Below are 24,160 nucleotides of genomic sequence, written 5' to 3' on the forward strand. Positions count from 1 at the left end.
GCTGCGCATGCCGGCGGATCGGGCCCACGCGCCCGAGGAACCCGCCGGTCGGACGGCCGGTCCCCGCAAGACCGGCCGTTTCGCCGATGCCGTGGGCGGACGGGCGGCGCGACTCTGGGCGGCGTCGGTTTCCCCACCCCCGTTCGGAGGGTCCCATGCGCCGCCCCCTGCGCCGTCTTCTCGGCGTCCTCGCCGCCTTCGCCATCGCCTTCACCGTCTCCGGTCCCGCCGCCGCGGCCCCGCGGACCTCGGCGGCCGAGGTCACCCCGCTCAGCACCAGCACGCCGGTGGTCTTCGTCCACGGCTACACCGGCAGCGCGTCCAACTGGGTGACCGCCATGTCGGTGTTCCGCACCAAGGGCTGGTCCAGCGACAGGCTGTTCGCCTACGAGTACAACTCCTACGGCAACAACGTGAGCAACGCCCAGGGCCTCGCGTCGTTCGTCCAGAACGTCAAGTCGCGGACCGGCGCGAGCAAGGTCGCCATCGTCAACCACTCGATGGGCGGCCTGGTCAGCCAGTACTACCTGAAGGTCCTCGGCGGCAACGCCAACGTCAGCCACCTGGCCTCGATCGCCGGCGCCAACCACGGCACGACCTACGCCGGCGCCTGCCTGATCTACGTGACCTGCCAGCAGATGTACCCGGGCTCCTCGTTCATCTCCCAGATCTCCTCGGGCGACGAGACGCCCGGCAGCACCGCGTACGCCACCTGGTACTCGGCCTGCGACGGCATCATCCTCCCGTACACCAGCACCCGGCTGGACGGCGCCGACAACAACCCGGTGGCCTGCCAGACGCACATCGGGTTCCTCGCCGACACCTCCGTGCTCGGCGACATCGCGGACTTCATCTCCTGACGCGGTCCACGCCACGGAAAAGGGCCCGGCTCCCGCGCACGCGGAGGCCGGGCCCTGCCGTTCCCGTACTTCTCTCAGGGCTTCTCGAAGGTCACCGGCGCCTCGAACGCCGCCTGCCGCGTCGCCCGCCGCAGCGCCCGCAGGACAGCCGGTCCGACGGTCACCGTCAGCACGGCGGTGAGCAGGGCGCGGCCGAGGTCCCAGCCCATCGACGTGGTGAGGCAGTAGGCCGCGAAGTGGGCCAGGTTGACGGTGAGCGGGGCGCCGGGGACGGGCGAGACGGCCGGGGCGATCTGGCCCGTCATGAACGGCCAGCCCCACAGGTTCATCAGCGTCCCGTAGCCGAACGCGGCGAGGAACCCGTAGGCGGTGAGCACCGCGATCTCCGTCCGGCCGCCGAGTCGGCGGGGCAGCAGGCCCGCGCCGAGGGTGAACCAGCCCAGCGAGAGCATCTGGAACGGCAGCCAGGGGCCCACCCCGCCGGTCAGCAGGGCCGAGGCGAAGAGGGTCACCGAGCCGAGGACGAAGCCGAAGCCGGGGCCGAGGACCCGGCCGGCCAGGACCATCAGGAAGAACGTCGGCTCCAGTCCGGCCGTGCCCGCCCCGATGGGCCGCAGCGCGGCGCCGGCCGCGGCGAGCACGCCCAGCATGGCGACGGCCTTCGCGCCGAGGCCCGACTCGGCGATGGTGGCCGTGGTGACGGCGACCAGGAGGAGCAGCAGCCCGGCGAACAGCCAGGGGGCGTCCTGCTGGTGGGCGGCGACCGAGGAGCCGGGCGGCGCCAGCAGGGGCCACAGGAAACCGGCCAGCCCCACGCAGCTGACCAGCAGCAGGGTCAGCGTGGAGCGCCCGCCGAGACGGACGGCACGGGTGCGGGCGGGCGCCGCGGCGGGGGAGGCAGCCGGGGCCGGCGTCGGGGGTGCGGCGGTCATGCCAGCGCCTCCCTGACCTGGCGCACGGTCAGCCAGCGTTGCGGTGTGAGGACCTTGGTCACCTGCGGGGCGTAGGCGGGCAGCGCCAGCACCACCTCGGCGGTGGGGCCGTCGGCGACGACCTCGCCGTCGGCGAGCATCACCACGCGGTGGGCGAGGTCGGCGGCCAGCTCCACGTCGTGGGTGGCGAGGACCACCGCGTGGCCCTCCGCGGCCAGCCGGCGGAGGTGGCCGACCAGGCGGGTCTTGGCCGCGTAGTCCAGGCCGCGGGTCGGCTCGTCGAGCAGCAGCAGCGGCGGACGCGCGGTGAGGACCACCGCCAGGGCGAGGGTGAGGCGCTGGCCCTCGGAGAGGTCGCGGGGGTGCGTGGAGTCCGCGATGCCCGGCAGGAGTTCGCTCACCAGGGCCCGGCAGGAGCCGGGCTCGGCGCCCGCGTCGCGGTCGGCGGCGGCGCACTCGGCGGCCACGGTGTCCGCGTACAGCAGGTCGCGGGGCTCCTGCGGGACCAGGCCGACCCGGCGGACCAGGTCGCGCGGCCGGGTGCGGTGCGGGACGGCGCCGCAGGCCAGCACCGTGCCGGAGGCCGGCTCCACCAGGCCGACCAGGGCGGCCAGCAGGGTGGACTTGCCGGCGCCGTTGCGGCCCATCAGGGCGACGGTCTCGCCCGGCGACACGGTGAGCGACACCGACCGCAGCGCCTCGACCGTGCCGCGGCGCACCACCAGCCGGTCCACCACGGCGGGCACCGGGGCGGCCTGCGCGGCCACCGGGGTTCTTGTCGCGGTAAGAGCTCCGTCGGGAGTCCCCGGCGCCGGCGGGGGAGCGGCCGCCGCGGTGTCGTCGGCCGCCCCGACAGGGCCGGGGGCCGGCTCCGCGGTCCGGCGGCGGGCGGGCCACCAGCGGCGGCGGGCGGGCCCTGAGGTGAGGGCGGGGACGGCGAGGGCGGCGGGCACCGGCACCGGAGGCGTCGTGTCGTCGGCCGCCGCGAGCCTCTCCCGCAGGCCGGAGGCGCTGCGGCGGGCGTCGCGGACGGTGAGGGGGAGCGGGGACCAGCCGGCCAGGCGGCCCAGCTCGACCACCGGCGGGAAGACGGGGGAGGCGGCCATCACCTCGGCCGGGCCGCCCACCACCGGGGCCTCGCAGGGAGCCGGCAGCAGCACCACCCGGTCCGCGTAGTGCACGACCCGCTCCAGCCGGTGCTCGGCCATCAGCACCGTGGTGCCCAGGTCGTGCACCAGCCGCTGCAGCACCGACAGGACCTCCTCGGCGGCCGCCGGGTCCAGCGCGGAGGTCGGCTCGTCCAGCACCAGCACCCGCGGGTGCGGGGTGAGCACCGACCCGATGGCGACCCGCTGCCGCTGCCCGCCGGACAGCGTGGAGACCGGCCGCTCCCGCAGGTCGGCCAGACCGAGCAGGTCCAGCGTCTCCTCCACGCGGCGGCGCATCACGTCGGGGGCGAGGCCCAGCGACTCCATGCCGTAGGCGAGCTCGTCCTCGACGGTGTCGGTGACGAAGTGCGCCGTCGGGTCCTGCCCCACCGTGCCGACCACGTCGGCCAGTTCACGCGGCTTGTGGGTGCGGGTGTCGCGCCCGGCGACCGTCACCCGGCCGCGCAGGGTGCCGCCGGTGAAGTGCGGCACCAGGCCGTTCACCGCGCCCAGCACCGTCGACTTGCCGACGCCCGACGGGCCCACCAGCAGGGTGAGTTCGCCCTCCGGGATCTCGAAGTCGAGCCCCCGGACGGCGGGTTCGCGCGCGCCGTCGTACGTGACGGAGACGTCCTCGAAACGGATCACGGTCGTCGGTCCTTGCCGTTCGGTACGGGGGCGGGCGCGGGCGCGGAGGTGCCCGCGGGCGCGGAGGCGGGGGTGACCGCGGGGGCGGCTGCGGCCGCGGGGACGGTGGGCGGGCGCGGGGCGAGGAAGGCCGGCAGCAGCCCCAGCAGCACGGCGGCGGCCGGCCACAGCGGGAGCACCGGCGCGGTCGGCGGCGTCACCGGCGGGAGCAGGGCCGCCGGGTCGTGTGCCGCGGCGAGGACCGTCAGCGCGGCCACCGCGACGCCGGAGCCGGAGACCAGCCAGGCGCGCGGCCCCCACCGCTCGGGCCGGTAGCGGGTGCGCGGGGTGCGGCGGCCGCCCAGCCACAGACCGGCCAGCGCGGCCGTGATCCCGGCCAGCAGCAGCGGCAGCCCGTACACCCCGCCGACCGCGCTCAGCAGGCCGTACGACCCGGCGGCGACGCCGAGCAGCCCGCCCAGGGTGAGCGCCGCCGTGACGCGCCGCTCGGCGACGGGCACCGCGGCGGTGCGGCCGTAACCGCGCGCGTCCATCGCCGCGGCCAGCGCCACCGAACGGTCCAGCGCGCCCTCCAGCACCGGCAGGCCGACCTGGAGCAGCCCCCGCACACCCCGGTCCGGCCGCCCGCGCAGCCGCCGGGCGGCGCGCAGCCGCAGCACGTCGCCGATCAGGTGCGGCGCGAAGGTCGTCGCGACGACCACCGCCACCCCCACCTCGTAGAGCGCCGCCGGCAGCGCCTTCAGCAGCCGCGAGGGGTCCGCGAGCGCGTTCGCCGCGCCCACGCAGACCAGCAGGGTGGCCAGCCGCAGGCCGTCGTACAGGGAGAACAGCACCTCCTCGAGGTGCACCGGGCCGCCCAGGCGCATCCCTTGCGCCCAGTCGGGCAGCGGCACCTCGGGGAGGCGGAACAGCAGGTGGGTGCCGGGGATCGCGGTGCCGAACACCAGGGAGAACACCAGCCGGATCCCCAGCACCAGCAGACCCAGCTTGACGAACGCGCCGTACGAACGCGCCCAGGGGGCGTTCGAGCGGCAGGCCATGACCACGTAGGCGCTGACCCCGATCAGCAGGGCCAGCAGCAGCGGGTTGCGGGTGCGCGACGCGGCGACGCCCAGGCCCAGCGCCCACACCCACCAGGCGCCCGGGTGCAGCGCGGAGACGCGGGCCCTTGCGGCGTCCCGGTTCGCGGTCACGGTCATCGCTGTCGCCCCGTCATCCCCGCCGGCGCCGGGACTGCCAGACGGCCGCGCCGCCCAGCACCAGCACGGCGCCCGCGCCCGCCCACAGGCCGAGCGAAGGGCCCGGCTCGGAGGCCTCGGCGGCACCGGAGTCGGAACCGGTGCCGGCGTCGGAGTCGGCGGGCCCCTTCGTGGCGGCGTCGTCGGAGCGGTCCGCGGTGGCGACCTGCTCGCCGCAGCCCTGCCGCGGGTAGCCCTCGATGGCGCACAGCATGGCGCTGCTGTCGTAGCGCAGCGGCGCGGCCACGGCGGCCAGCGCGTCCGCGGCGGAGGCGTCCTCGGCCACGCTCGCGCAGGCGGTGCGGCCCGCGGGCGGCTTCTCGCCGCCGGGCGCGTCCGACGCGGTGCCGAAGTCGATCACCAGGGCGATCCGCTTGCGGCCGTCCCGCTCGGGAGTGCCGTCGCAGATCTCCGCGAACGGCTTCCTGTTCCGCGGGGTGGCCGCGTCGGCGGAGTCCTCGCTCACCGAGAAGCGGAATCCCTGCGTGGAACCGTCCTGCGGGCGCAGCGTGGCCGGGCCCTGGGTGGCGTACGCCCACTTCTGCCCGTCGAGCTCCCAGTAGGACCAGTACCGGTACCCGGCCGCCTGGGCCGTGCCCGCGCCCTGCGTGAGCAGGGCGCAGGTCAGCGGTGCCAGGACGGCCGCGGCGAGGGTGCGCGGAAGCCTCACGGCCGGCGCTTCCGGACCGTCAGCAGGACCGCCGCGGCGACCAGGAGCACCAGCACGGCGCCGCCGGCCCACCACACGGCGGGGGAGACACCGGCGTCGACCTGCTTGCCCGGTTCGACCGGGTCCTCGGCCTTGACGGCCTGCGGGGCGGGGCCGGTGGCGTTCAGCTGCTTCACCAGATCCTGTCCGCCGAAGTCGCGCGGGTCCTCGCCCGACGCCCTGGCGGCCAGGATCAGCTGGGCGTAGGCGGCGGGGCCGGTCTGCTTCGCCCAGGCGACGCCGTTGTCCCGCAGGTGGGCGACCGCCTTCTCGGCCTGTTCGGCGTGGCCGGTGGAGGCCAGTGCGATCACCGCGTCGGCGGTGTTGCCGAGGTCGGGCTGCGGGTCGGCGCCGGGCAGCACGGAGGTGAGGTGACCGTCCTTCGACAGCGGGCCTGCCAGGTAGGCCGCGCCGTTCTCGGCGGCCTGCTCCGGTGTCGTCGCCTCGGCGCACTCCGCGGCGGATCCGGCCGGCTTCATCGGCTTCCCGCCGAGACCCGCGCCCAGCGAGCCCAGCACCGCGGCGGCGGTGGCGTCCGCATTGGCGAGCAGCTTGCCGGACTTGTCGGGCTGGTAGGCGAAGGCGCCCGCGTCCTTGCCCTTGCAGGGCAGCGCGAAGGTCAGCAGCGCGTCCAGGGGCGACTTGCCGCCCTTGACGGTCTCGGCCGGCTTCCTGCCCGCGGCGACGAGCGCGCCGGTCACCACGGAGGTGGAGTTGGCGTCGGAGGGGGTGCCGGGGTTGTAGCCCCAGCCGCCGTCCTCGTTCTGCACGGAGACCAGCCAGTCGACGGCCTTGCCGACGACGTCGTCGTGGCCGCCGAGCGCGGCCAGCGCCTGCACCGCGGCGGCGGTGCTGTTGCTGTCCACCATCGTCTTCGGGTCGCAGGCCTTCGACGGGTCCGGGCGGAACGCGGCGAACGAGCCGTCGGCGCACTGCTGTCCGGTCAGCCACCCGACGGCCTGGGCGGAGGGCTTCAGCCCGACCGTGTCCTGGGCCAGCAGGGTCAGCGACTGGCGCCAGACGCCGTCGTAGGTGGGGTCGGTGGAGCCGTGGAGACCGGCGGGTATCTCCGGCGGCGTGGACGGCGACGCGGCGGGCGCCGGGTCGTCCGCGAAGGCGGCCGGGGCGGCTGCGGCACCGAGTACGGCGGCAGCGGCCAGGACCGCTGCGGCGCGGCGAACGTTCATGATCGGCGGAGTGCCTCTCCCTGTGGGGGAGCCAGGCAGCGACGGGCGCGGGGTGCGGGCCCGGCGGCTCGGCTCCGTATACCTCGACGGTGCCGGCCACCGGCGGGAGCCGGCGGCCATGAGCCGGTCACGGTCGGTCGGGGCATTCCGGCTCGCCACCGTCCTGCGGCGGCTCACGGTTGCGGGTCAGCGCCGGATTTGCACCGGCTTCCCCCCGAACGGGTGTGATGACGACCGGGCCACTCTACCGGCACGCCCCGGCGCCGACAGGGGCGCGGTACGGGCCGTCACCGCGCCCTCCGTGCGTCCGTCCCGTCCCGCCACCGGCTCCGGGGCCGTACGGGGGCATATATCCGGCCATGGTGGCCGTGAACAGGGCCGAGGGGCCCTCGACCGGAGGCTGTGGTGCGACTAGATTCCGGGGATGGTGCTGATCGGAATCGGCCGTACCGCCGACGTGTACGTGCTCGACGAGCGGTGGGTCCTGCGCAGGTACCGCGACGCCGCCGGCGACACGGAGGCCGAGAGCGCCCTGATGGCCCATCTTCACGCGTGCGGCTACCCGGTTCCCCTGGTACGCCCCCGCGAGGAGCACGAGGCCCGCACCGACCTGGTCCTGGAGCGGCTCGACGGCCCGACCATGGCGGGCGCGCTGTTCGCCGAACTGATCACGCCGCAGGAGGCGGGCACCCTGCTCGCCCTGCTCCTCACCCGGCTGCACCGGGTGCCGCCGCGCACCGCCGAGGACCCCGCCGCGCGCATCCTCCACCTCGACCTGCACCCCGAGAACGTCGTCCTCACCTCCGCGGGACCCCGCGTCATCGACTGGGCCAACGCAGCGGAGGGCCCGCCCGGACTCGACTGGGCGATGACCGCCGTGATCCTCGCCCAGTACGCGGCCGTCGCCGACCGCAGGGCCGCCGGGCTCGCGCGGGAGGTGCTGGCAGCGCTGCTGGCCGACCCGGAGGCGGCCCGCCTGACCCCGTTGTCGCTGGCGGACGCGCTGCGGCACCGGGCGGCGAACCCGACCATGACGCAGCGTGAGATCGACGTGCTCGACCAGGCCGGGGCCGCCGTCCGGGAGGTCACCGGACTGCGCGCCGCCTAGGCCGCCGCGCGGGCGGAAGGGCGCCACGGGAAACCGGACATCTCCCCATGTCAGCAAGGACGTCGGTGCGCCCGCGCCGTGGCGAGCATCACCTGGCAGACTTTCCCCCGTCCGGCTACCAGCGGGTAGATTCGGACAGTCTCTTTTGTGATCACCGGTGATGACCGGTGATCGCGAGTGATCATCCGAGACTTGTTGCCGGTAGCAGCCGCGACGTAACCTCGCGGGACAGTTCAGGAGAAGGGGGCCGTACGTGACCGCTGAGGCCATGGCCGCCGACGGTCAGCCGGCTCTGCGCATCGCGCTCCTCACCTACAAGGGAAACCCGTTCTGCGGCGGACAGGGCGTCTACGTGCGCCACCTCTCGCGCGAACTGGCCCGGCTGGGCCACAGCGTCGAGGTGATCGGCTCCCAGCCCTACCCGGTCCTCGACGAGGGCGACGACCTCGCCGGACTGTCCCTCACCGAGCTCCCCAGCCTCGACCTGTACCGCCAGCCCGACCCGTTCCGCACCCCGCGCCGCGAGGAGTTCCGGGACTGGGTCGACGCGCTGGAGGTCGCCACCATGTGGACCGGCGGCTTCCCCGAGCCGCTCACCTTCTCGCTGCGCGTCCGCCGCCTGCTGCGCGCCCGCCGCGGCGACTTCGACGTCGTCCACGACAACCAGACCCTCGGCTACGGCCAGCTCGGCGACCTCGGCGCGCCCCTGGTGACCACCGTCCACCACCCCATCACCGTCGACCGGCAGCTCGACCTCGACGCCGCCGACGGCTGGAAGCGCCGCCTGTCGGTGCGCCGCTGGTACGGCTTCACCCGGATGCAGAAGCGCGTCGCCCGCCGTCTGCCCTCGGTGCTCACCGTCTCCGGTAGCTCCCGGCAGGAGATCGTCGACCACCTCGGCGTCAGACCCGAACGCGTCCACGTGGTGCACATCGGCGCCGACACCGACCTGTTCTCTCCCGACGCGTCCGTCGCCAAGGTCCCCGGCCGGATCGTCACCACCTCCAGCGCCGACGTCCCGCTCAAGGGCCTGGTCTTCCTCGTCGAGGCCCTCGCCAAGCTGCGCACCGAACAGCCGCACGCCCACCTGGTCGTGGTCGGCAAGCGGGCCGAGGACGGGCCCGTCGCCCAGGCCATCGAGCGCTACGGCCTCGAGGACGCCGTCGCGTTCGTCAAGGGCATCAGCGACGCCGAACTCGTCGACCTGGTCCGCTCCGCCGAGGCCGCCTGCGTGCCCTCGCTGTACGAGGGCTTCTCGCTGCCCGCCGCCGAGGCCATGGCCACCGGCACCCCCCTGGTGGCCACCACCGGCGGCGCCATCCCCGAGGTCGCGGGACCCGACGGCGAGACCTGCCTGGCCGTGCCGCCCGGCGACCCCGGTGCGCTGGCCGCCGCCCTCGGCCGCCTCCTCGACGACCCCGCGCTGCGGGCCCGCCTCGGTGCCGCCGGCCGCGCCCGCGTGCTGGAGCACTTCACCTGGAAGCGCGCCGCCGAGGGCACCGTCGCCCACTACCGCGAGGCCGTCGCACGCCGGCGGACGGGCCGCGCCGCGCCCGTCACCCCCACCCCGACCACCGGCCACTACCGCGAAAGCAGGACCCCGTGCTGACCGTCGACTTCTCCCGGTTCCCGCTCGCCCCGGGCGACCGTGTCCTGGACCTCGGCTGCGGAGGAGGCCGGCACGCCTTCGAGTGCTACAAGCGCGGCGCCCAGGTCGTCGCCCTCGACCGCAACGGCGAGGAGATCCGCGAGGTCGCCAAGTGGTTCGCCGCCATGAAGGAGGCCGGTGAGGTCCCGGCCGGCGCCACCGCCACCGCCATGGAGGGCGACGCCCTCAACCTGCCCTTCCCCGACGCCTCGTTCGACGTCGTCATCATCTCCGAGGTGATGGAGCACATCCCCGACGACAAGGGCGTCCTCGCCGAGATGGTCCGCGTCCTCAAGCCGGGCGGCCGCATCGCCGTCACCGTGCCGCGGTACGGGCCGGAGAAGGTCTGCTGGGCGCTCTCCGACGCCTACCACGAGGTCGAGGGCGGCCACATCCGCATCTACCGGGCGCACGAGCTGCTCGCCAAGATGCGCGAGGCCGGCCTGCGCCCCTACGGCTCCCACCACGCGCACGCGCTGCACTCGCCCTACTGGTGGCTCAAGTGCGCCTTCGGCGTGGACAACGACAAGGCGCTGCCGGTGCGGGCGTACCACAAGCTGCTGGTCTGGGACATCATGAAGAAGCCGCTGGCCACCCGGGTCGCCGAGCGCGCCCTCAACCCGGTCATGGGCAAGAGCTTCGTGGCGTACGCGACCAAGCCGCACCTGCCGGCCGCCGCCGCGGGCGTCGCCGGGGCCGGAACCGACGCGGCCGGGGCCGGGGCCGGGGCCGACGAGCCTGTCGGGGCTGACGCGAAGTGACCACCCCGCGCACCGAGCACCTCGTCCTTCCCGGGGTGCTCACCGCCGAGCAGGCCGCCACCACCGTGCGCGGCCTGCTCGCCGTGCAGCGCGAGGACGGAGCCATCCCCTGGTTCCGCGGCCACCACCTCGACCCGTGGGACCACACCGAGGCCGCCATGGCCCTCGACGCGGCCGGCGAGCACGAGGCCGCCGAACGCGCCTACCTGTGGCTCGCCCGGCACCAGAACGAGGACGGCTCCTGGTACGCCGCCTATGCCGACGGCGCCCACGACGAGGTCACCGACCGGTCCCGGGAGTCCAACTTCGTCGCCTACGTGGCGGTCGGCGTCTGGCACCACTACCTGTCCACCGGAGACGACACCTTCCTGGACCGGATGTGGCCGGTCGTCCACGCCGCCGTGGAGTTCGTGCTGCGGCTCCAGCAGAGCGGCGGACAGATCGGCTGGAAGCGCGAGGACGACGGCACGGCGGTGAACGACGCGCTGCTGACCGGCAGTTCGTCCATCCATCACGCGCTGCGGTGCGCGCTGGCGGTCGCCGAGCAGCTGGAGGAGCCGCAGCCCGACTGGGAGCTCGCGGTGGGCGCGCTGCGGCACGCCGTCCGGCTCCACCCCGAGCGGTTCCTCGACAAGAACCGCTACTCCATGGACTGGTACTACCCGGTGCTGGGCGGGGCGATGGAGGGCGCCGAGGCGCGGGAGCGGATCGCCTCGCGCTGGGACGAGTTCGTCGTCCCCGGGCTCGGGGTGCGCTGCGTCGTCCCCAACCCGTGGGTCACGGGGGGCGAGTCCTGCGAGCTCGCGCTCGCGCTGTGGGCGGCGGGGGAGTCCGACCGGGCGCTGGAGATCCTCCAGTCCGTGCAGCACCTGCGCGACGAGGAGTCCGGGCTGTACTGGACCGGGCTGGTCTTCGAGGACCGCGCCATCTGGCCCGAGGAGCTGACCAGTTGGACCGCCGGATCGCTGCTGCTGGCCGTCGCGGCGCTGGGCGGCCACGAGGCGACCTGCGCCGTCTTCGGCGGCGACCGCCTTCCCCGGGGCCTCGACCCCGACTGCTGCGACAGCGCCTCCGACCTCGCCTGACGCCGTCCCCCACCTCGTCCGACGCCGTCTCCGATTCCCGCCCGAGGCCGCCGAGGTCCCCCGTGTCCCGGGCCGGAGGGGCGGGGCACCCGGGCGGAGGGGCGGGGCACCCGGGCGGAGGGACGGGAGCACCCGGACGGCGGCGCTGAGGTCGCCCGGGGCCGGTGGGTGCGTGACGCTGCGGGGAGAACCGATCTCTTCCCCGGAGGCACACCCATGCCCGTCACGATGCGCCGCCTGGTACTGGCCGTCACCTTGTGCTGCGCCCTCGTCGCCGGCACCGCCGGCTGCGGCAGCGAGGAGCACTCCGCCTCCTCCCCCCAGGCGAACACGCACGCGCAACCGAAGTCCGTCGACGACCAGGCCATGGCGCAGATGCAGGCCGAGGCGAACCAGGCGCAGGCCCAGGAGATGCGGGCCGAACCCACGCCCACCAGCTCCGCCGAGAAGCAGAAGTTCGCCAAGACCCGCTTCGTGGTGAACGCCGGCCTCGCCGCGGGCGCCACCTACCAGTGGATCGTCAAGCCGTTCCGCTCGGGCAAGTTCAAGAAGGGCGCCGACGGCCGTCGGCTGTCCCTGGTGAAGGCCGGTCTCGCCGGCGTCTTCACCTACAACCGCCTCAGGGCGGCGCTCGACAACGCCAAGGGGGACCCCACCCTCTCGAAGGCGGTCGCCCCGCTGGAGGAAGGCCTCGACAAGCTCAAGGACCTGCCCAAGCAGCTCCGCAAGGGCGACAACACCGACGACATCGTCAACAACTTCGACAGCATGATCAGCGACGTGAAGGACGCGGGCAAGTCCGCCGGCGCAGAGGTGCAGGACAAGGTGCCCTCCGCCGGCCAGCTGCAGAGCGACCGGTGAGGCAGGCCCCGGCCCGCGCCTGACGCGGCACGACGAGGGCCCCCGCCGGTCACCGGCGGGGGCCCTGTCACGAGTTGACGGGAGCCGTCAGCCCCGCTGGATGCCCGAGGAGTCCTGCAGCAGACCACGGCGGCCGTCCTGGGTCTGCGCGATCAGACCCGGACCCCGCTGGTCGACCGCCAGGTACCAGACGCCCGGGGCCAGTTCGGCGATCTGCGTCGGCGAACCGTCCTCCGCGTACAGCGCACGCGGCGCCGGCACGGCGAACCAGAACGGCGAGAACTCCGGCGACGGCTGCTGCGGCCGGCCCTGCGGACCCGGCCCCTGCTGCGGCTGACCGCCGAACTGCTGCTGCGCCCCCGGGTAGCCGTACCCCTGCTGCGCGGCCTGCGCGCCGTAGGGCTGCTGCTGCGCGGCCGGACGCGGCGTGGCACTGATCAGCGGCGCCTTGAGCGCCTCCACCGCGCCCCCGGCGACCGCCCCGCCGGCCAGCACCAGCGCCGCGATGAAGCCGAGGATCAGCCCGGCGCCGGCGCCGCCCTCGGAGTCCAGCAGCGTCCACAGCAGGTACCAGAAGGCGAACACCGTGAAGGCGACGCCGACGGTCCCGAGGTCGTGACCGGCCACCTTGCGGGGCTGCGGCAGGCACCGGTTGACGACGATCAGCGCGGCGCCGATCACGCCGCCCATGAAGACGCCCAGCGCGATGGCCAGGCTGCTCCAGGCCGAGTAGGAGATGCCGTAGTCGTTGTCAACGAGGTCGAGGAACGACGCGATGAACAGCAACAGCGCTGCTCCGATCACCACGCCGTCGCCCCGAGTGAGGGAGCGGATGTTCACTACAAGTCCTTCGTCGTCTCGTGTCGTCGTGTCGTACCGGGCTCTGCCGCGGATTGGACCCTACCGTTCGCACCGTCACCGCGGTCACCCGGTGGGCAGGTCCACGCACGTGCGACGCTCATCCGCCCAGGAACCCCACGATTCCGTCGGAAATGCCCTGTGCGGCCTTCTGACGCCACTTGCCGCTGGTCAGCAGCGCGGCGTCCTTGCTGTTCCGCATGTTGCCGCACTCGATGAACACTTTGGGGACCTTCGACAGATTGAGACCCCCCAGATCCTTCCGCGTGACCAGCCCGGTGCCGTCGCCCACGTAGTCGGAGGGCGCGCTGCCGGTGGCCCGCACGAAGTTGCCCGCGACGCGTTCCCCCAGCTCACGGGAGGGGCCGACGATCGGACGGGTGTCCGCGCCGCCCCCGGTGACCGCGCCGGGCAGGATCACGTGGAAACCGCGGGCGCCCGCCGACGACCCGTCGGCGTGCACCGACACCACGGCGTCCGCCTTGGCCTCGTTGCCGATCTCCGCCCGCTCGTCGATGCACGGCCCCCACGGATGGTCGCCGTCCTGGGTCAGCTCCACCGTGGCGCCCTGCTCCTCCAGCAGGGTCCGCAGCCGCCGGGACACGTCGAGGGTGAACTTCGCCTCCGCGTAACCGGCGTTGGTCGACGTGCCGGTGGTGTCGCACTCCTTGCCGCCGTTGCCGATCCGCACGGTGCGGTTGATCTCGGCGGTGTGCGCGGCGTTGCCGGTGTTGTGCCCCGGGTCGATCACCACCACCTTGCCGCGCAGCGGACCGGAACGGGCGGGCGGCCTGGCGGTGGAGGACGCGGACGGCGCGGAACCGCCCTCGGGAGCGGGTGACTTGGCGTCGCCCCCCGGTGAACCGCTGCCGGTGGCCCGTGAGTCGGGCGACGAGGCGGCGTCGGCACGGCCCTCGTCGTCCGGGCCGCCGGTCACCGCCCGCTGGACGGCCACCCCCGCGGCGGCCAGCGCCACCACCAGGGCGGCGATCAGCGCGCGGCGGCCCCGGCGGGGACGCGGCGGGGGAGCGGGATCGAATTCCGGACCTGCGTACGACACGGTGCGAGCCTAACGGGGCGGGGCCGCTTGCCCGGCAGGGTGGGGCCCGGCCGACCCCCGCTCCGGCCCCTCAGACGCCCGCACCGGTCCGCCGCAGCACCCGCAGCGTGCCGGTCGCCGAGACCTCCGTGAACGCGCCGGACTCCAGCGCGCGCAGGTACACCCGGTACGGGGCCTGCCCGGTGAACTCGTCGAGCTTGACCGGGAAGACGTCGTGGATCACGAGCAGTCCGCCCTCGGCGACGTGCGGGGCCCAGCCCTCGTAGTCGGCGTTCGCGTGCTCGTCGGTGTGCCCGCCGTCCACGAACACCAGGCCCAGCGGCGTTCCCCACACCGAGGCGACCTGCGGGGAGCGCCCGACCAGCGCCACCACGTGCTCCTCCAGACCGGCCCGGTGCAGGGTGCGGCGGAAGGCCGGCAGGGTGTCCATCACCCCCAGCTCGGGGTCGACGGTCTCCGGGTCGTGGTAGTCCCAGCCGGGCTGCTGCTCCTCGCTGCCGCGGTGGTGGTCCACGGTGAGCGCGAGGACCCCGGCGCGGCGGGCGGCCTCCGCCAGCAGGAGCGTGGAACGCCCGCAGTAGGTGCCGACCTCCAGCAACGGCAGACCCAGCCGGCCGGCCTCGGTCGCCGCCGCGTACAGGGCGAGGCCCTCGTCCGTCGGCATGAAGCCCTTCGCGGCCTCGAACGCCGCGAGGACCTCGGGGGCGGGGTCGACGGTCGTGGCCATGGTGCTCCTCGGGAGGTACGCGCGGGTGCTGCGGTGCGGACGGTGGTGCGGGTGGTGGTGCGCGCCCATGCTGCCGTACCGGGTGCCGTGGTGGGTGAGGGGGGTTGGAGGGGGCCTGGTCAGCCCGTTTCCTCGCGCAGGGCGGCGGCCAGCGCGGGATCGACCACCGTCTCGCCGGTCAGCACGCGGCGGATCGCGGCGGCCAGCTCGTCGACCGGGCCGTGCTTGACGAGGAACCCGGCGGCCCCGGCGGCGAGCGCGCGGCGCACGGACGCGGGGCGGCCGGAGGTGGCCAGGAGCAGCACGCGGCAGTCGGGGGCCTGGGCGGTCAGATCGGCCGTCAGGTCCAGGCCGCCGCGGCCGGGGAGGTCCACGTCCAGCAGCGCCACGTCGGGGCGGCGGGTGAGGACGGCGTCGAGCACCTCGGCGCCGGAGCCGGCCTGCGTCACGACCTTCAGGTCCGGGTGCATCTCCAGCAGCAGGGCGAGGCCGCCGTGCGCGGTGCGGGGGTCCTCGGCGAGGAGGAGACGGACGGAACGGGCGGGCCGGTGCGACGGAGGCATCTCGTTCACGGGCCCAGCGTAGGTTCACCGCCGCTCCCCGCCCTCCGCTCCCACCTCCGCACCCGGGTGATTCCGCGCGGCCGCGCCCCCGGCGGCTTGGACGGCGTGGGATCCGCAGGAGCAGGAGCAGGAGCAGGGGCAGGAGCAGGAGCAGGAGCAGGAGCAGGGGCAGGCGCCGGGAACGGTGGGCGTCAGACCGTGGCGAGGGGGGACTGCTGGAGCGGGACGGGGCGGACGGGGAGGGGGGCGGAGTCCACGGCGGGGTCCGCAGCGGAGTCCGCGGGGGGCGCGAGGACCGTGGCCAGGCCGCAGGGCTCCTCGCCCGTGGCGTACGGCAGCCGCAGCTCACCCCCCTCGTCGAACCGTCCCGCCCCGGTGAGCCAGCCGGCCGGCGCGGCCACGTGCCACACCCGCCGGTCGGCCGGCCGCCACAGCCCGATCCAGGTGCCGCCCACCCCGTCCACCCGCAGCGCCACCGAGCAGGCCTCGGGCGTCAGCACCTGCCCCGGCTGGACGGCGAACGGCGTCATCACGCACTCGGCGGGACACAGCCCTTCGGGGAACCGCACGGGCAGCGTCGAGCCCAGCACGCCCCAGCCGAGCCGGTGCCGCCCCGGGGAGGGGGCGTCCGAGCGGATCAGCAGCAGTCCGCTGTCCGGGTCGGCCGTCACCAGCCGGTCGTCGCTCTCGGCGGAGATCTGCAGCAGCGGCGAGACCTCGCAGCCGCGCGCCAGGTCCACCACCACCGTCTTGGTGCGGCCGCCGGCCTCACGGTCGAGGGCCAGCATCCGGCCCTCGTGGTCCAGCCACACACCGCCCGAGCAGCGGCCACGGATCTCGCCCAGGTGCTCGGGGCCGCAGGAACCGCCCGCCACCAGCCACACCGCCGTGGACCCGCCCGGGCTGACCGCGACCGCGTAGGCCCGCCGGCCGTCGGGGGCGGGCGGCAGCAGCCGCAGCGACTCGCCGTCCGGGCACTCCACGGAGCCGACGGACAGCTCGCCCGTCCCTGGACCGGTGGGGTAGAGCAGGGTGAAGGTGTGCCGCAGACCGGCCGTGCGGTGGATCAGCACCCGGCCGTCGCTCATCGGCTGGACCTCGGCGTCCGGCTCCTCCGGCTGGTTGCCGGGCAGCGGGACGACGTACGGCTCAGGCCCGCCGAGGGCCCACCGCTCGGGGAGCCAGGACTCGCCGTCCGCGGCCAGGGTCAGCCGGGCGGCGTACGTCCCGTCGCGGGTCAGCACGCACCCCGGCGCGGGCGGGGGCAGGTACCGAGCGACGGGTCGGGGCGCGGTCGGCTCCCGCACCCAGCGCGAGGCGGGACGGGGAGACGTCTCCCCCGCCACGCCGGCCGGACGCGTGGCCCGCGCGGCGGTCACCTCGGCGCCCTTCAGCACCACGGGCCGCACGCCGCGCACCCCCTGCGGGGTCGGCACCGCGAACCCCTGGCCCAGGGACGCTCCGGCTCCCGCCGCCGGCCCCGGGGACGCGGGGGCGGCGGCCGTGCCGGCGGCGACCTCGCGGGGGCCGGCCGTGCGAGGGCCACCTGGGCCGGGGCCTGCCGTGCCGGAGCCTGCCGTGCCGGGGCGCGGGCCCGGCGAACCGCCGGTCTCCCGGGGCGACGGGAACACCAGGCCGCCGTCGCGGTCGCCGTCGCGGCCACCGGGCACGGCGTCCGCGGGGACCGCCAGGCCGTCCCCCGCACCCTGCGGAAGCCGTACCGCGCGAACACCCCGCGCGTTCTCCGGCGGCCGAACGCCGACCGGGGCGGGTGCAGCGGCCGCGCCGCGGTCCCCGGGAGGTGCGGCCGCCGGTCCCCGGACATCCCCGGCGACAGGTGTTCCGCGACCGCCGGACGGTGCGGTGGCGGCCGCGTGGGCGGCACCGCCCCTGGGCGCTCCGCCCCCCGCGACCGGCAGGGGCCGCACGACCGTCGCGCCCTGGGGCGGCGGCACCGCCCCGGGGCTGGCCGCGCCCGGGGCCGCGGGGGTCACCGCCAGCACGTACGGCGGCGTCGTGGACGGCGCGGACGGCGTCGCGTCCGCGCCGGCGGCCGGGGCGGGCTGCGCCCCGGCGTCGTCGGGTTCCGGCGCCGCCTGGGCGCCCACTTCGGTCATGGTCACGTCGTCGTCCCCCGAAGCCCCCGGCTCGACGTCGTGGAGAGCCTGGGAGAGGCACAGGCTGTCATCCTCGGTCACCTCCAGTGACGAAACCTAGGTTCGTACGCGCGCCCGGATGAGCCCCCGCTCCCTGCTTCACCCGTACGTGTGGCCCTCCCGCCGTTCCCGTGCCCCGCCGCCACCCCGTGTGCTGGCCCGCCGCCGGTGGGTCCGGGCCCACCGGCGGCCAGGTAGCCTTGCCCCCGTGCCCCGTCTGTCTGAAGTCATCGCCGCCCTGGAGAACCTCTGGCCCGCCGAGCGCGCCGAGTCCTGGGACGCCGTCGGCACCGTCGCGGGCGACCCGGACCAGGAGGTCACCCGCGTGCTGTTCGCGGTCGACCCGGTCCAGGAGACCGTCGACGAGGCCGTGAAGCTCGGCGCGGACCTGCTGGTCACCCACCACCCCCTCTACCTGCGCGGCACGACCACCGTCGCGGCGTCGACGTTCAAGGGCCGTGCGGTGCACGACCTGATCAAGAACGACGTCGCCCTGCACGTGGCGCACACCAACGCCGACAAGGCCGACCCCGGCGTCTCCGACGCCCTGGCCGGAGCCCTCGGCCTGCGCGTGCTGCGCCCCCTGGTGCCGGACCGCGACGACCCGGCCGGCCGCCGCGGCCTCGGCCGCGTCTGCGAGCTCGACGCCCCCGAGACGCTGCGGGAGTTCGCCGCCCGCGCCGCCGCGAGCCTGCCCGCCACCGCGCAGGGCATCCGGGTGGCCGGCGACCCGGAGGCGAGGATCCGCACCGTCGCCGTCAGCGGCGGCTCCGGCGACAGCCTCTTCGACGACGTCCGCGCGGCCGGCGTCGACGCCTTCCTCACCGCGGACCTGCGCCACCACCCGGTGAGCGAGGCCCGCGCCCACAGTCCTCTCGCGCTGATCGACGCGGCCCACTGGGCCACCGAGCAGCCCTGGTGCCAGCTGGCCGCCGCCCAGCTGGAGGAGATCTCCGAACGGCACGGCTGGAACCTGCGGGTCCACGTGTCCACGACGGTCACCGACCCCTGGACCGCCCACGCGGCGTCCACCCACCCCGCCCACTGACCTCACCTACTGGAGCCCCCAACTGAACGCCGCGCCCGCCGACCAGATCCGTCTCCTCGACGTCCAGGCCCTGGACACCCGCCTCCAGCAGCTGGCCCACAAGCGCCGCTCGCTGCCCGAGCACGCCGAGATCGAGTCGCTGAACAAGGACCTCGCCCAGCTGCGCGACCTGCTCGTGGCCGCGCAGACCGAGGAGAGCGACTGCGCCCGCGAGCAGACCAAGGCCGAGCAGGACGTCGACCAGGTCCGCAAGCGCGCCGCCCGCGACCAGCAGCGCCTGGACTCCGGCGCCGTGTCCTCCCCGAAGGACCTGGAGAACCTGCAGCGTGAGATCACCTCGCTGGCCAAGCGCCAGGGCGACCTGGAGGACGTCGTCCTCGAGGTGATGGAGCGCCGTGAGTCCGCCCAGGCCCGCGTCGCCGAGCTCACCGAGCGCGTCTCGGCCGTCCAGGCCAAGCTCGACGACGCCACCGCCCGCCGCGACGCCGCCTTCGGCGAGCTCGACGGGGAGAGCGCCACCGTCACCAAGGAGCGCCAGGTCGTCGCCGCCTCCGTGCCGGCCGACCTGCTCAAGCTGTACGAGAAGCTGCGCGAGCAGCAGGGCGGGGTCGGCGCCGCGCGCCTCTACCAGCGCCGCTGCGAGGGCTGCCAGCTGGAGCTCAACATCACCGAGGTCAACGAGGTCCGCGCCGCGGCCCCCGAGACGGTGGTGCGCTGCGAGAACTGCCGCCGCATCCTGGTCCGCACCTCCGAGTCGGGTCTCTGACCCTTCTCTCCTTCCAAGGGGCGCTGCGCGTGCGGGAGTTCGTGATCGAGGCCGACGGCGGGTCCCGGGGCAACCCGGGGCCCGCCGGCTACGGCGCGGTGGTGGCCGACGCGGTGACCGGCGAGGTCCTCGCCGAGACCGCCGAGTACCTGGGCGTCACCACCAACAACGTGGCCGAGTACAGCGGCCTGGTGGCCGGCCTGCGCGCCGTGCGGGAACTCGCCGCCGCCGAGTCCGCGTCGGGCGGCGAGGTGTCGGTCCGCGTCCGCATGGACTCCAAGCTGGTCGTCGAGCAGATGTCCGGCCGCTGGAAGATCAAGCACCCCGGCCTCGCGCCGCTCGCCGAGGAGGCGCGCGGCGTCCTGCCGGGCGGGAACGTCACCTACGAGTGGATCCCGCGCAAGGAGAACAAGCGCGCCGACCGTCTCGCCAACGAGGCGATGGACGCGGGCGCGCGGGGGGAGGCGTGGATGCCGTCCGGGCGTCCGGCCCCCACCGAGAAGCACCTCGCCGACCTGCGCGCCGCCGCGGGCGTGGCGGCGAAGCCGGCCGAGAGCCCCGCAGCGGCCGGGGGCGCCGCCCGCGCCGAGGGCCCCGGAACCAGCGCGGCCCCCGGATCCACCGAGGCCCCGGGATCCGCCGAGGCTGCCGCATCCGCAGAGGCCCCGGGATCCACCGAGGCCGCCGTCCGGGAGGCTCCGCAGCCGGACGCCCTCCAGCGGGCCGCCCCCCAGCCGGACGCCCAGCAGCAGGAGGCCCCGCAGGGTGTTCACCGGCCGGACGCTCCGCGCAAGGCCACCGACGCGCAGGCAGCCCCCCGGCAGGGCTGGTCCACCCCCGACCTCGGCGCCCCGGCCACGCTCGTCCTGCTCCGCCACGGCGAGACCCCGCTGACCCCGCAGAAGCGGTTCTCCGGCAGTGGCGGCACCGACCCGTCCCTCTCCGAGGTGGGCCTCGAGCAGGCACGCCGCGCCGCCCGGCTCCTGGCCGCCCGCGGCACCGTGCAGGCGATCGTCAGCTCCCCGCTGGCCCGCACCCGCGAGACCGCCGCCGTCGTCGCCGACCGCCTCGGCCTCGACGTCACCGTCGACGAGGGCCTGCGCGAGACCGACTTCGGCGCCTGGGAGGGCCTCACCTTCGCCGAGGTCATGGAGCGTCACCCCGAGGACCTGGACGCCTGGCTGGCCTCGCCCGACGCCCGTCCCACCGGGGGCGGCGAGAGCTTCAACGCCACCGCCGTGCGGGTCGAGGAGGCCCGCGACCGCCTGATCGCCGCCCACGCGGGCCGCACGGTCCTGCTGGTCACCCACGTGACGCCCATCAAGACCCTGGTCCGCCTCGCGCTCGGCGCACCGCCGGAGGCCCTGTTCCGCATGGAGCTCTCCGCCGCCTCGATCTCGGCCGTCGCCCACTACGCCGACGGCAACGCCAGCCTCCGCCTCTTCAACGACACCTCGCACCTGCGGTAGGCACGGCACCGAGGGGCGCCGACGGAGCGGCTAGTGGATCTCCCGCACCACCACGTCCAGCGCCCACGGCTTCCCCGCCTTCGCCGGAGGCTCCGCCTCCACCGTGTGGCCGAGGTCCCGCAGCGCCTCCACCAGCTCCGCCGGGTCCTGGGGGTCCACGCCCCCGGTCAGCAGGGCGCGCACGATCCGCCCCTTCGTCGCCTTGTTGAAGTGGCTCACCACGGACCGCTTCTCCACGCCGTCCACCAGCTGCGCATGCAGCACCCGCACCGTGGCGGTCCGCCCCGCGACCTCGCCCTTCGGCTTCCACGCGGCCGCGTACGCCGACGAGCGCAGGTCCAGCACCAGCCCGTCCCCGGCCACCTCGGGCATCGCCCCGGCCATCGGCCCGCGCCAGTGCGCGGCCAGCGCACCGGTGCCCGGCAGCTTCACCCCCATCGAGCAGCGGTACGACGGGATGGCGTCGCCCACGCCCACCGCGCCCCACAGCCCGGAGAACACCAGCAGCTGCCGTGCGGCCCGCTCCCGGGCGGCGTCGTCCAGACCGGCGAGCCCCAGCGCGTCGTACAGCACGCCCGTGTAGATCTCCCCGGCCGGCCGCGCCCCCGCCGTCAGCAGCCCCGCGTTCTTGCCGACCTCCCCGCGCAGCCCTTCGCTCAGCCCGAGCACCTCACGGGCCTTCTCCTCGTCGCCGGAGCACAGCTCCACCAGTTCCTCCAGCACCGCCCGCCGGGCCCCGTTCAGGCCGGGCAGCGACAACGACTCCAGCCGCACCGGGGCGCCGTCACCGGACGGCGCCTTGCCTTCGGACGGGGGCAGCAGGACGAGCACGGGGGACTCCTTCAGGGATCGCGGAACCCAGCCAGCCTACGACGCGCGGCCTGCGTGGTGTTCCGTGGTGCGGGCCCACCGCCCTGTGCCACGATCGAGGGACAGCACCTCGATCTCCGGGACGGTGATCAGCACATGTCCGACTCTGGTGAGCGACCGAACGGAGGGCGTGACATGACCGCCATGGCACACGAGCCGCTCACGCACAGTGACGTCGTGCTCGAAGGCTTCCTCGCCCTGGACACCCCGGAGGGCTTCCGGGCGGAGCTGATCGAGGGGGAGATCGTCGTGACGCCACCGCCCGACGGGGACCACGAGGACTGCATCAACCTGATCGTCAAGCAGGTGATCAGGCAATCGCGCATCGACATGGACTACTCCGGCAACAAGGGCCTGAGGCTGAGCAGCGGTGGGGCGTGCCCGAAGAACCACGTGATCCCCGACGGCACCTTCGCCCCCGCAGTGCTGCGCCTCTTCCGCGGGGCCGGCTCCTGGATGCCGTGCGACGGTGTCGCCCTGGTCGTCGAAGTGACGTCGTCACGCGCGACGACGGACCGGGAGGCCAAGTTGCGCTGCTACGCCCGCGGCGGGGTCCCGCTCTACCTCCTCGTGGACCGCGAATTCTCCTCACTCACCCTTTTCAGCGAGCCCGAGGCCGACGATTACCTCCAGGCGGTCAAGGGGCCCTTCGGCAAGCCCGTCGCGCTCCCCGAGCCGTTCGGCTTCGAGCTCGACACCTCCGAGTTCCTCTGACCTGTCCGCGCTCCGCCCGGTCGGGGGGCCCGCCCCGGCCCGGTAGCATGGTCCCCACGGCAGACGAGCCGGGCGGGCGGCCGCGTGAGTGCCTCAGGGCGCTCCCGAGGAACGTCCGGGCTCCACAGGGCAGGGTGGTGGCTAACGGCCACCCGGGGTGACCCGCGGGACAGTGCCACAGAAAGCAAACCGCCGGGGACCTCGGTCCTCGGTAAGGGTGAAACGGTGGTGTAAGAGACCACCAGTGCCCAGGGTGACCTGGGCAGCTAGGTAAACCCCACCTGGAGCAAGGTCAAGAGGGGCATCCTCCGTGAGGAGGGCGCCCTGCGCGGACGATCGAGGGCGGCCCGCCCGATGTCCGCGGGTAGACCGCTGGAGGCCGGTGGCAACGCCGGTCGTAGATGGATGGCCGTCGCCGACGGGACCGCGAGGCCCCGTCGGAACAGAACCCGGCGTACAGCCCGACTCGTCTGCCCCAGGCTTCCCCCGGACTTCCGTCCGGGACCCCGGGCTTCCGCCGGATCGGGTGAAGACTCCGCCAGCACCGCCCGCATCCCCTGATCGGTGACATGCACATGGGATTAGATGGACGCATGTCTTCCACCAGCAACAAGCAGTCGCAGGCCTTAGAGCCGCGTGTCCTGCTCGCCGCTTCCGTCACCGTGTTCCTGTGGGCCTCCGCCTTCGTGTCGATCCGTGCGTGCGCCGACTACTTCTCCCCCGGGGCGCTGGCCCTGGGCAGGCTCCTGTCGGGCTCCCTCGTCCTGGTGGCCGTCCTCCTGGCGACCAGGGGCGGACTGCCGTCGCGCAAGGCCTGGCCGGGCATCGCGTGTTCGGGGGTGCTCTGGTTCGGCGGCTACATGGTGCTGCTGAACTGGGGCGAGCAACTGGTCGACGCCGGAACCGCGGCGATGGTGGTCAACATCGGGCCGCTCGTCATCGCGTTGCTCGGCGGCTGGCTGCTCAAGGAGGGGTTCCCGCCCATGCTGCTGGCGGGAATGGCCGTGTCGTTCGCCGGCGCGGTGGTGGTCGGTCTCTCGATGTCGGGGGAGGGGGAGTCCTCGACGCTGGGCGTGCTGCTCTGCCTCCTGGCCGCCCTCGCCTACGGCGGCGGCGTGGTCTCGCAGAAGCCGGCGCTGAAGCACGCGACCCCCATGCAGGTCACCACCTTCGGCTGCCTGATCGGCGCGGTCGTCTGCCTGCCATTCGCCGGCCAGCTGGTGCGCGACCTGGGCACGGCCCCCGCCACGGCCACCCTGAACGTCGTCTACCTGGGGGTCTTCCCGACGGCGCTGGCCTTCAGCACCTGGGCCTACGCGCTGTCGCGGATCAGCGCCGGCTCGCTGGGCGCCACCACCTACGCGGTGCCCGCGGTCGTGGTGCTGATCTCGTGGATCGCCCTGGACGAGGTGCCCGGCTGGCTCACCCTGCTCGGCGGCGCGGTGTGCCTGGCGGGCGTGGCGGTCTCCCGGATGCGGCGACCCGCGGCACGGACCCGCGCCGGGACGGCCGCGGCGACACCGGAGGTGGCGGGCGAGGCGGGCGCCGAAGGAACCGAACCGGACGGGGTGCGCACCGACTCCGGGCGCTGACCGTCCCGGAGGGCGCAGACGCGTCCCCGTCCCCCACTGCACGGAAGGCGCGGCCCCGGCAGGATTGAGGGGCGCGCCGAGCCAAAGGGCCGGGCCCCCCCGCCGGGGGGGCCCCCCGGGGGGAGGGCCGCCCGGCGACAGGACCAGGCGAG

Annotated in this window: 21 protein-coding genes, 1 other RNA gene, 1 pseudogene and 1 riboswitch; of the genes and pseudogenes, 12 read left to right on the forward strand and 11 right to left on the reverse strand. The window is 75.0% G+C overall.

Annotated features, from left to right (window positions below):
* Positions 1–155 precede the first annotated feature (155 nt).
* A complete protein-coding gene (locus ACFRAV_RS16815; RefSeq protein ID WP_382556118.1) occupies positions 156–860 on the forward strand; it encodes an esterase/lipase family protein in 705 nt (234 codons plus the stop codon).
* Positions 861–934: 74 nt separating this feature from the next.
* Here ACFRAV_RS16815 and ACFRAV_RS16820 read toward each other — a convergent pair whose 3' ends face one another.
* From ACFRAV_RS16820 to ACFRAV_RS16840, 5 genes are read right to left on the reverse strand one after another with little or no spacing between them, the layout of a single operon-like run.
* Complete coding sequence (locus ACFRAV_RS16820) at positions 935–1,792, reverse strand: ECF transporter S component (protein ID WP_382556120.1); 858 nt, start codon at positions 1,790–1,792, stop codon at positions 935–937.
* A complete protein-coding gene (locus ACFRAV_RS16825; protein ID WP_382556123.1) occupies positions 1,789–3,588 on the reverse strand; it encodes an ABC transporter ATP-binding protein in 1,800 nt (599 codons plus the stop codon). Before ACFRAV_RS16825 ends, ACFRAV_RS16820 begins: the two co-directional genes overlap by 4 nt.
* A complete protein-coding gene (locus ACFRAV_RS16830) occupies positions 3,585–4,787 on the reverse strand; it encodes an energy-coupling factor transporter transmembrane protein EcfT (protein WP_382556125.1) in 1,203 nt (400 codons plus the stop codon). The genes ACFRAV_RS16825 and ACFRAV_RS16830 overlap by 4 nt, the downstream gene beginning before the upstream one ends.
* A gap of 13 nt (positions 4,788–4,800) precedes the next feature.
* Positions 4,801–5,496 (reverse strand): SCO2322 family protein, encoded by a 696-nt coding sequence (locus tag ACFRAV_RS16835; protein WP_382556128.1) that lies wholly within the window; start codon positions 5,494–5,496, stop codon positions 4,801–4,803.
* The gene (locus tag ACFRAV_RS16840) at positions 5,493–6,722 is read right to left on the reverse strand and encodes a prenyltransferase/squalene oxidase repeat-containing protein (protein WP_382556129.1); all 1,230 of its coding nucleotides are present in this window, start codon (positions 6,720–6,722) and stop codon (positions 5,493–5,495) included. The genes ACFRAV_RS16835 and ACFRAV_RS16840 overlap by 4 nt, the downstream gene beginning before the upstream one ends.
* A 140-nt stretch (positions 6,723–6,862) precedes the next feature.
* Positions 6,863–6,936, reverse strand: a riboswitch (cobalamin riboswitch).
* Between the two features lie 210 nt (positions 6,937–7,146).
* Between ACFRAV_RS16840 and ACFRAV_RS16845 the strand changes: the two genes are divergently transcribed.
* The 5 genes from ACFRAV_RS16845 (at position 7,147) to ACFRAV_RS16865 (ending at position 12,185) form a co-directional block, all read left to right on the forward strand.
* Positions 7,147–7,830 carry a phosphotransferase gene (locus ACFRAV_RS16845; RefSeq protein ID WP_382556131.1) on the forward strand — a complete coding sequence of 228 codons (684 nt, stop codon included), beginning with the start codon at positions 7,147–7,149 and terminating at the stop codon, positions 7,828–7,830.
* A 268-nt stretch (positions 7,831–8,098) separates the two neighbouring features.
* Positions 8,099–9,439, forward strand: coding sequence for a glycosyltransferase family 4 protein (locus ACFRAV_RS16850; RefSeq protein ID WP_382556225.1), 1,341 nt, complete (start codon positions 8,099–8,101; stop codon positions 9,437–9,439).
* On the forward strand, positions 9,433–10,239 hold the full coding sequence (locus ACFRAV_RS16855; protein ID WP_382556133.1) for a methyltransferase domain-containing protein: 807 nt from the start codon (positions 9,433–9,435) through the stop codon (positions 10,237–10,239). The genes ACFRAV_RS16850 and ACFRAV_RS16855 overlap by 7 nt, the downstream gene beginning before the upstream one ends.
* Positions 10,236–11,324 carry a prenyltransferase gene (locus ACFRAV_RS16860; protein WP_382556136.1) on the forward strand — a complete coding sequence of 363 codons (1,089 nt, stop codon included), beginning with the start codon at positions 10,236–10,238 and terminating at the stop codon, positions 11,322–11,324. The genes ACFRAV_RS16855 and ACFRAV_RS16860 overlap by 4 nt, the downstream gene beginning before the upstream one ends.
* 216 nt (positions 11,325–11,540) lie before the next feature.
* Positions 11,541–12,185, forward strand: a complete 645-nt coding sequence (locus tag ACFRAV_RS16865) for a hypothetical protein (RefSeq protein ID WP_382556139.1) — start codon at positions 11,541–11,543, stop codon at positions 12,183–12,185.
* An 87-nt stretch (positions 12,186–12,272) separates the two neighbouring features.
* Here the strand turns inward: ACFRAV_RS16865 and ACFRAV_RS16870 are convergent, their stop codons facing one another.
* From ACFRAV_RS16870 to ACFRAV_RS16890, 5 genes and pseudogenes are all read right to left on the reverse strand, one after another.
* Positions 12,273–13,025, reverse strand: a complete 753-nt coding sequence (locus ACFRAV_RS16870) for a hypothetical protein (protein WP_382556141.1) — start codon at positions 13,023–13,025, stop codon at positions 12,273–12,275.
* A gap of 118 nt (positions 13,026–13,143) precedes the next feature.
* The gene (locus tag ACFRAV_RS16875) at positions 13,144–14,103 is read right to left on the reverse strand and encodes an N-acetylmuramoyl-L-alanine amidase (RefSeq protein ID WP_382556143.1); all 960 of its coding nucleotides are present in this window, start codon (positions 14,101–14,103) and stop codon (positions 13,144–13,146) included.
* Positions 14,104–14,173: 70 nt separating this feature from the next.
* On the reverse strand, positions 14,174–14,830 hold the full coding sequence (locus tag ACFRAV_RS16880) for a class I SAM-dependent methyltransferase (RefSeq protein WP_382556145.1): 657 nt from the start codon (positions 14,828–14,830) through the stop codon (positions 14,174–14,176).
* Between the two features lie 140 nt (positions 14,831–14,970).
* Positions 14,971–15,402: pseudogene (locus tag ACFRAV_RS16885) on the reverse strand (response regulator); the annotation flags it as partial.
* A 182-nt stretch (positions 15,403–15,584) separates the two neighbouring features.
* On the reverse strand, positions 15,585–17,591 hold the full coding sequence (locus ACFRAV_RS16890; protein WP_382556147.1) for a hypothetical protein: 2,007 nt from the start codon (positions 17,589–17,591) through the stop codon (positions 15,585–15,587).
* 166 nt (positions 17,592–17,757) lie between these two features.
* Between ACFRAV_RS16890 and ACFRAV_RS16895 the strand changes: the two genes are divergently transcribed.
* From ACFRAV_RS16895 to ACFRAV_RS16905, 3 genes are read left to right on the forward strand one after another with little or no spacing between them, the layout of a single operon-like run.
* Positions 17,758–18,597 carry a Nif3-like dinuclear metal center hexameric protein gene (locus ACFRAV_RS16895; RefSeq protein WP_382556148.1) on the forward strand — a complete coding sequence of 280 codons (840 nt, stop codon included), beginning with the start codon at positions 17,758–17,760 and terminating at the stop codon, positions 18,595–18,597.
* 22 nt (positions 18,598–18,619) lie between these two features.
* Positions 18,620–19,363, forward strand: coding sequence for a zinc ribbon domain-containing protein (locus ACFRAV_RS16900; RefSeq protein WP_382556227.1), 744 nt, complete (start codon positions 18,620–18,622; stop codon positions 19,361–19,363).
* A 29-nt stretch (positions 19,364–19,392) separates the two neighbouring features.
* Positions 19,393–20,832 carry a bifunctional RNase H/acid phosphatase gene (locus ACFRAV_RS16905; RefSeq protein ID WP_382556151.1) on the forward strand — a complete coding sequence of 480 codons (1,440 nt, stop codon included), beginning with the start codon at positions 19,393–19,395 and terminating at the stop codon, positions 20,830–20,832.
* Positions 20,833–20,862: 30 nt separating this feature from the next.
* Here ACFRAV_RS16905 and yaaA read toward each other — a convergent pair whose 3' ends face one another.
* The gene (gene yaaA, locus ACFRAV_RS16910) at positions 20,863–21,663 is read right to left on the reverse strand and encodes a peroxide stress protein YaaA (protein WP_382556152.1); all 801 of its coding nucleotides are present in this window, start codon (positions 21,661–21,663) and stop codon (positions 20,863–20,865) included.
* Between the two features lie 183 nt (positions 21,664–21,846).
* On the opposite strand from yaaA, the gene ACFRAV_RS16915 reads away from it, so the two are divergent.
* From ACFRAV_RS16915 to ACFRAV_RS16925, 3 genes are all read left to right on the forward strand, one after another.
* Complete coding sequence (locus ACFRAV_RS16915; RefSeq protein ID WP_382556229.1) at positions 21,847–22,416, forward strand: Uma2 family endonuclease; 570 nt, start codon at positions 21,847–21,849, stop codon at positions 22,414–22,416.
* 64 nt (positions 22,417–22,480) lie between these two features.
* Positions 22,481–22,889, forward strand: an RNA gene (rnpB, locus tag ACFRAV_RS16920) — RNase P RNA component class A.
* Positions 22,890–23,009: 120 nt separating this feature from the next.
* Entirely contained in the window at positions 23,010–24,008 is a 999-nt protein-coding gene (locus ACFRAV_RS16925; RefSeq protein WP_382556154.1) for a DMT family transporter, read from the forward strand.
* Positions 24,009–24,160: the final 152 nt, after the last annotated feature.

The sequence above is a fragment of the Streptomyces sp. NPDC056600 genome, assembly GCF_042792855.1.
GTDB lineage: Bacteria > Actinomycetota > Actinomycetes > Streptomycetales > Streptomycetaceae > Streptomyces.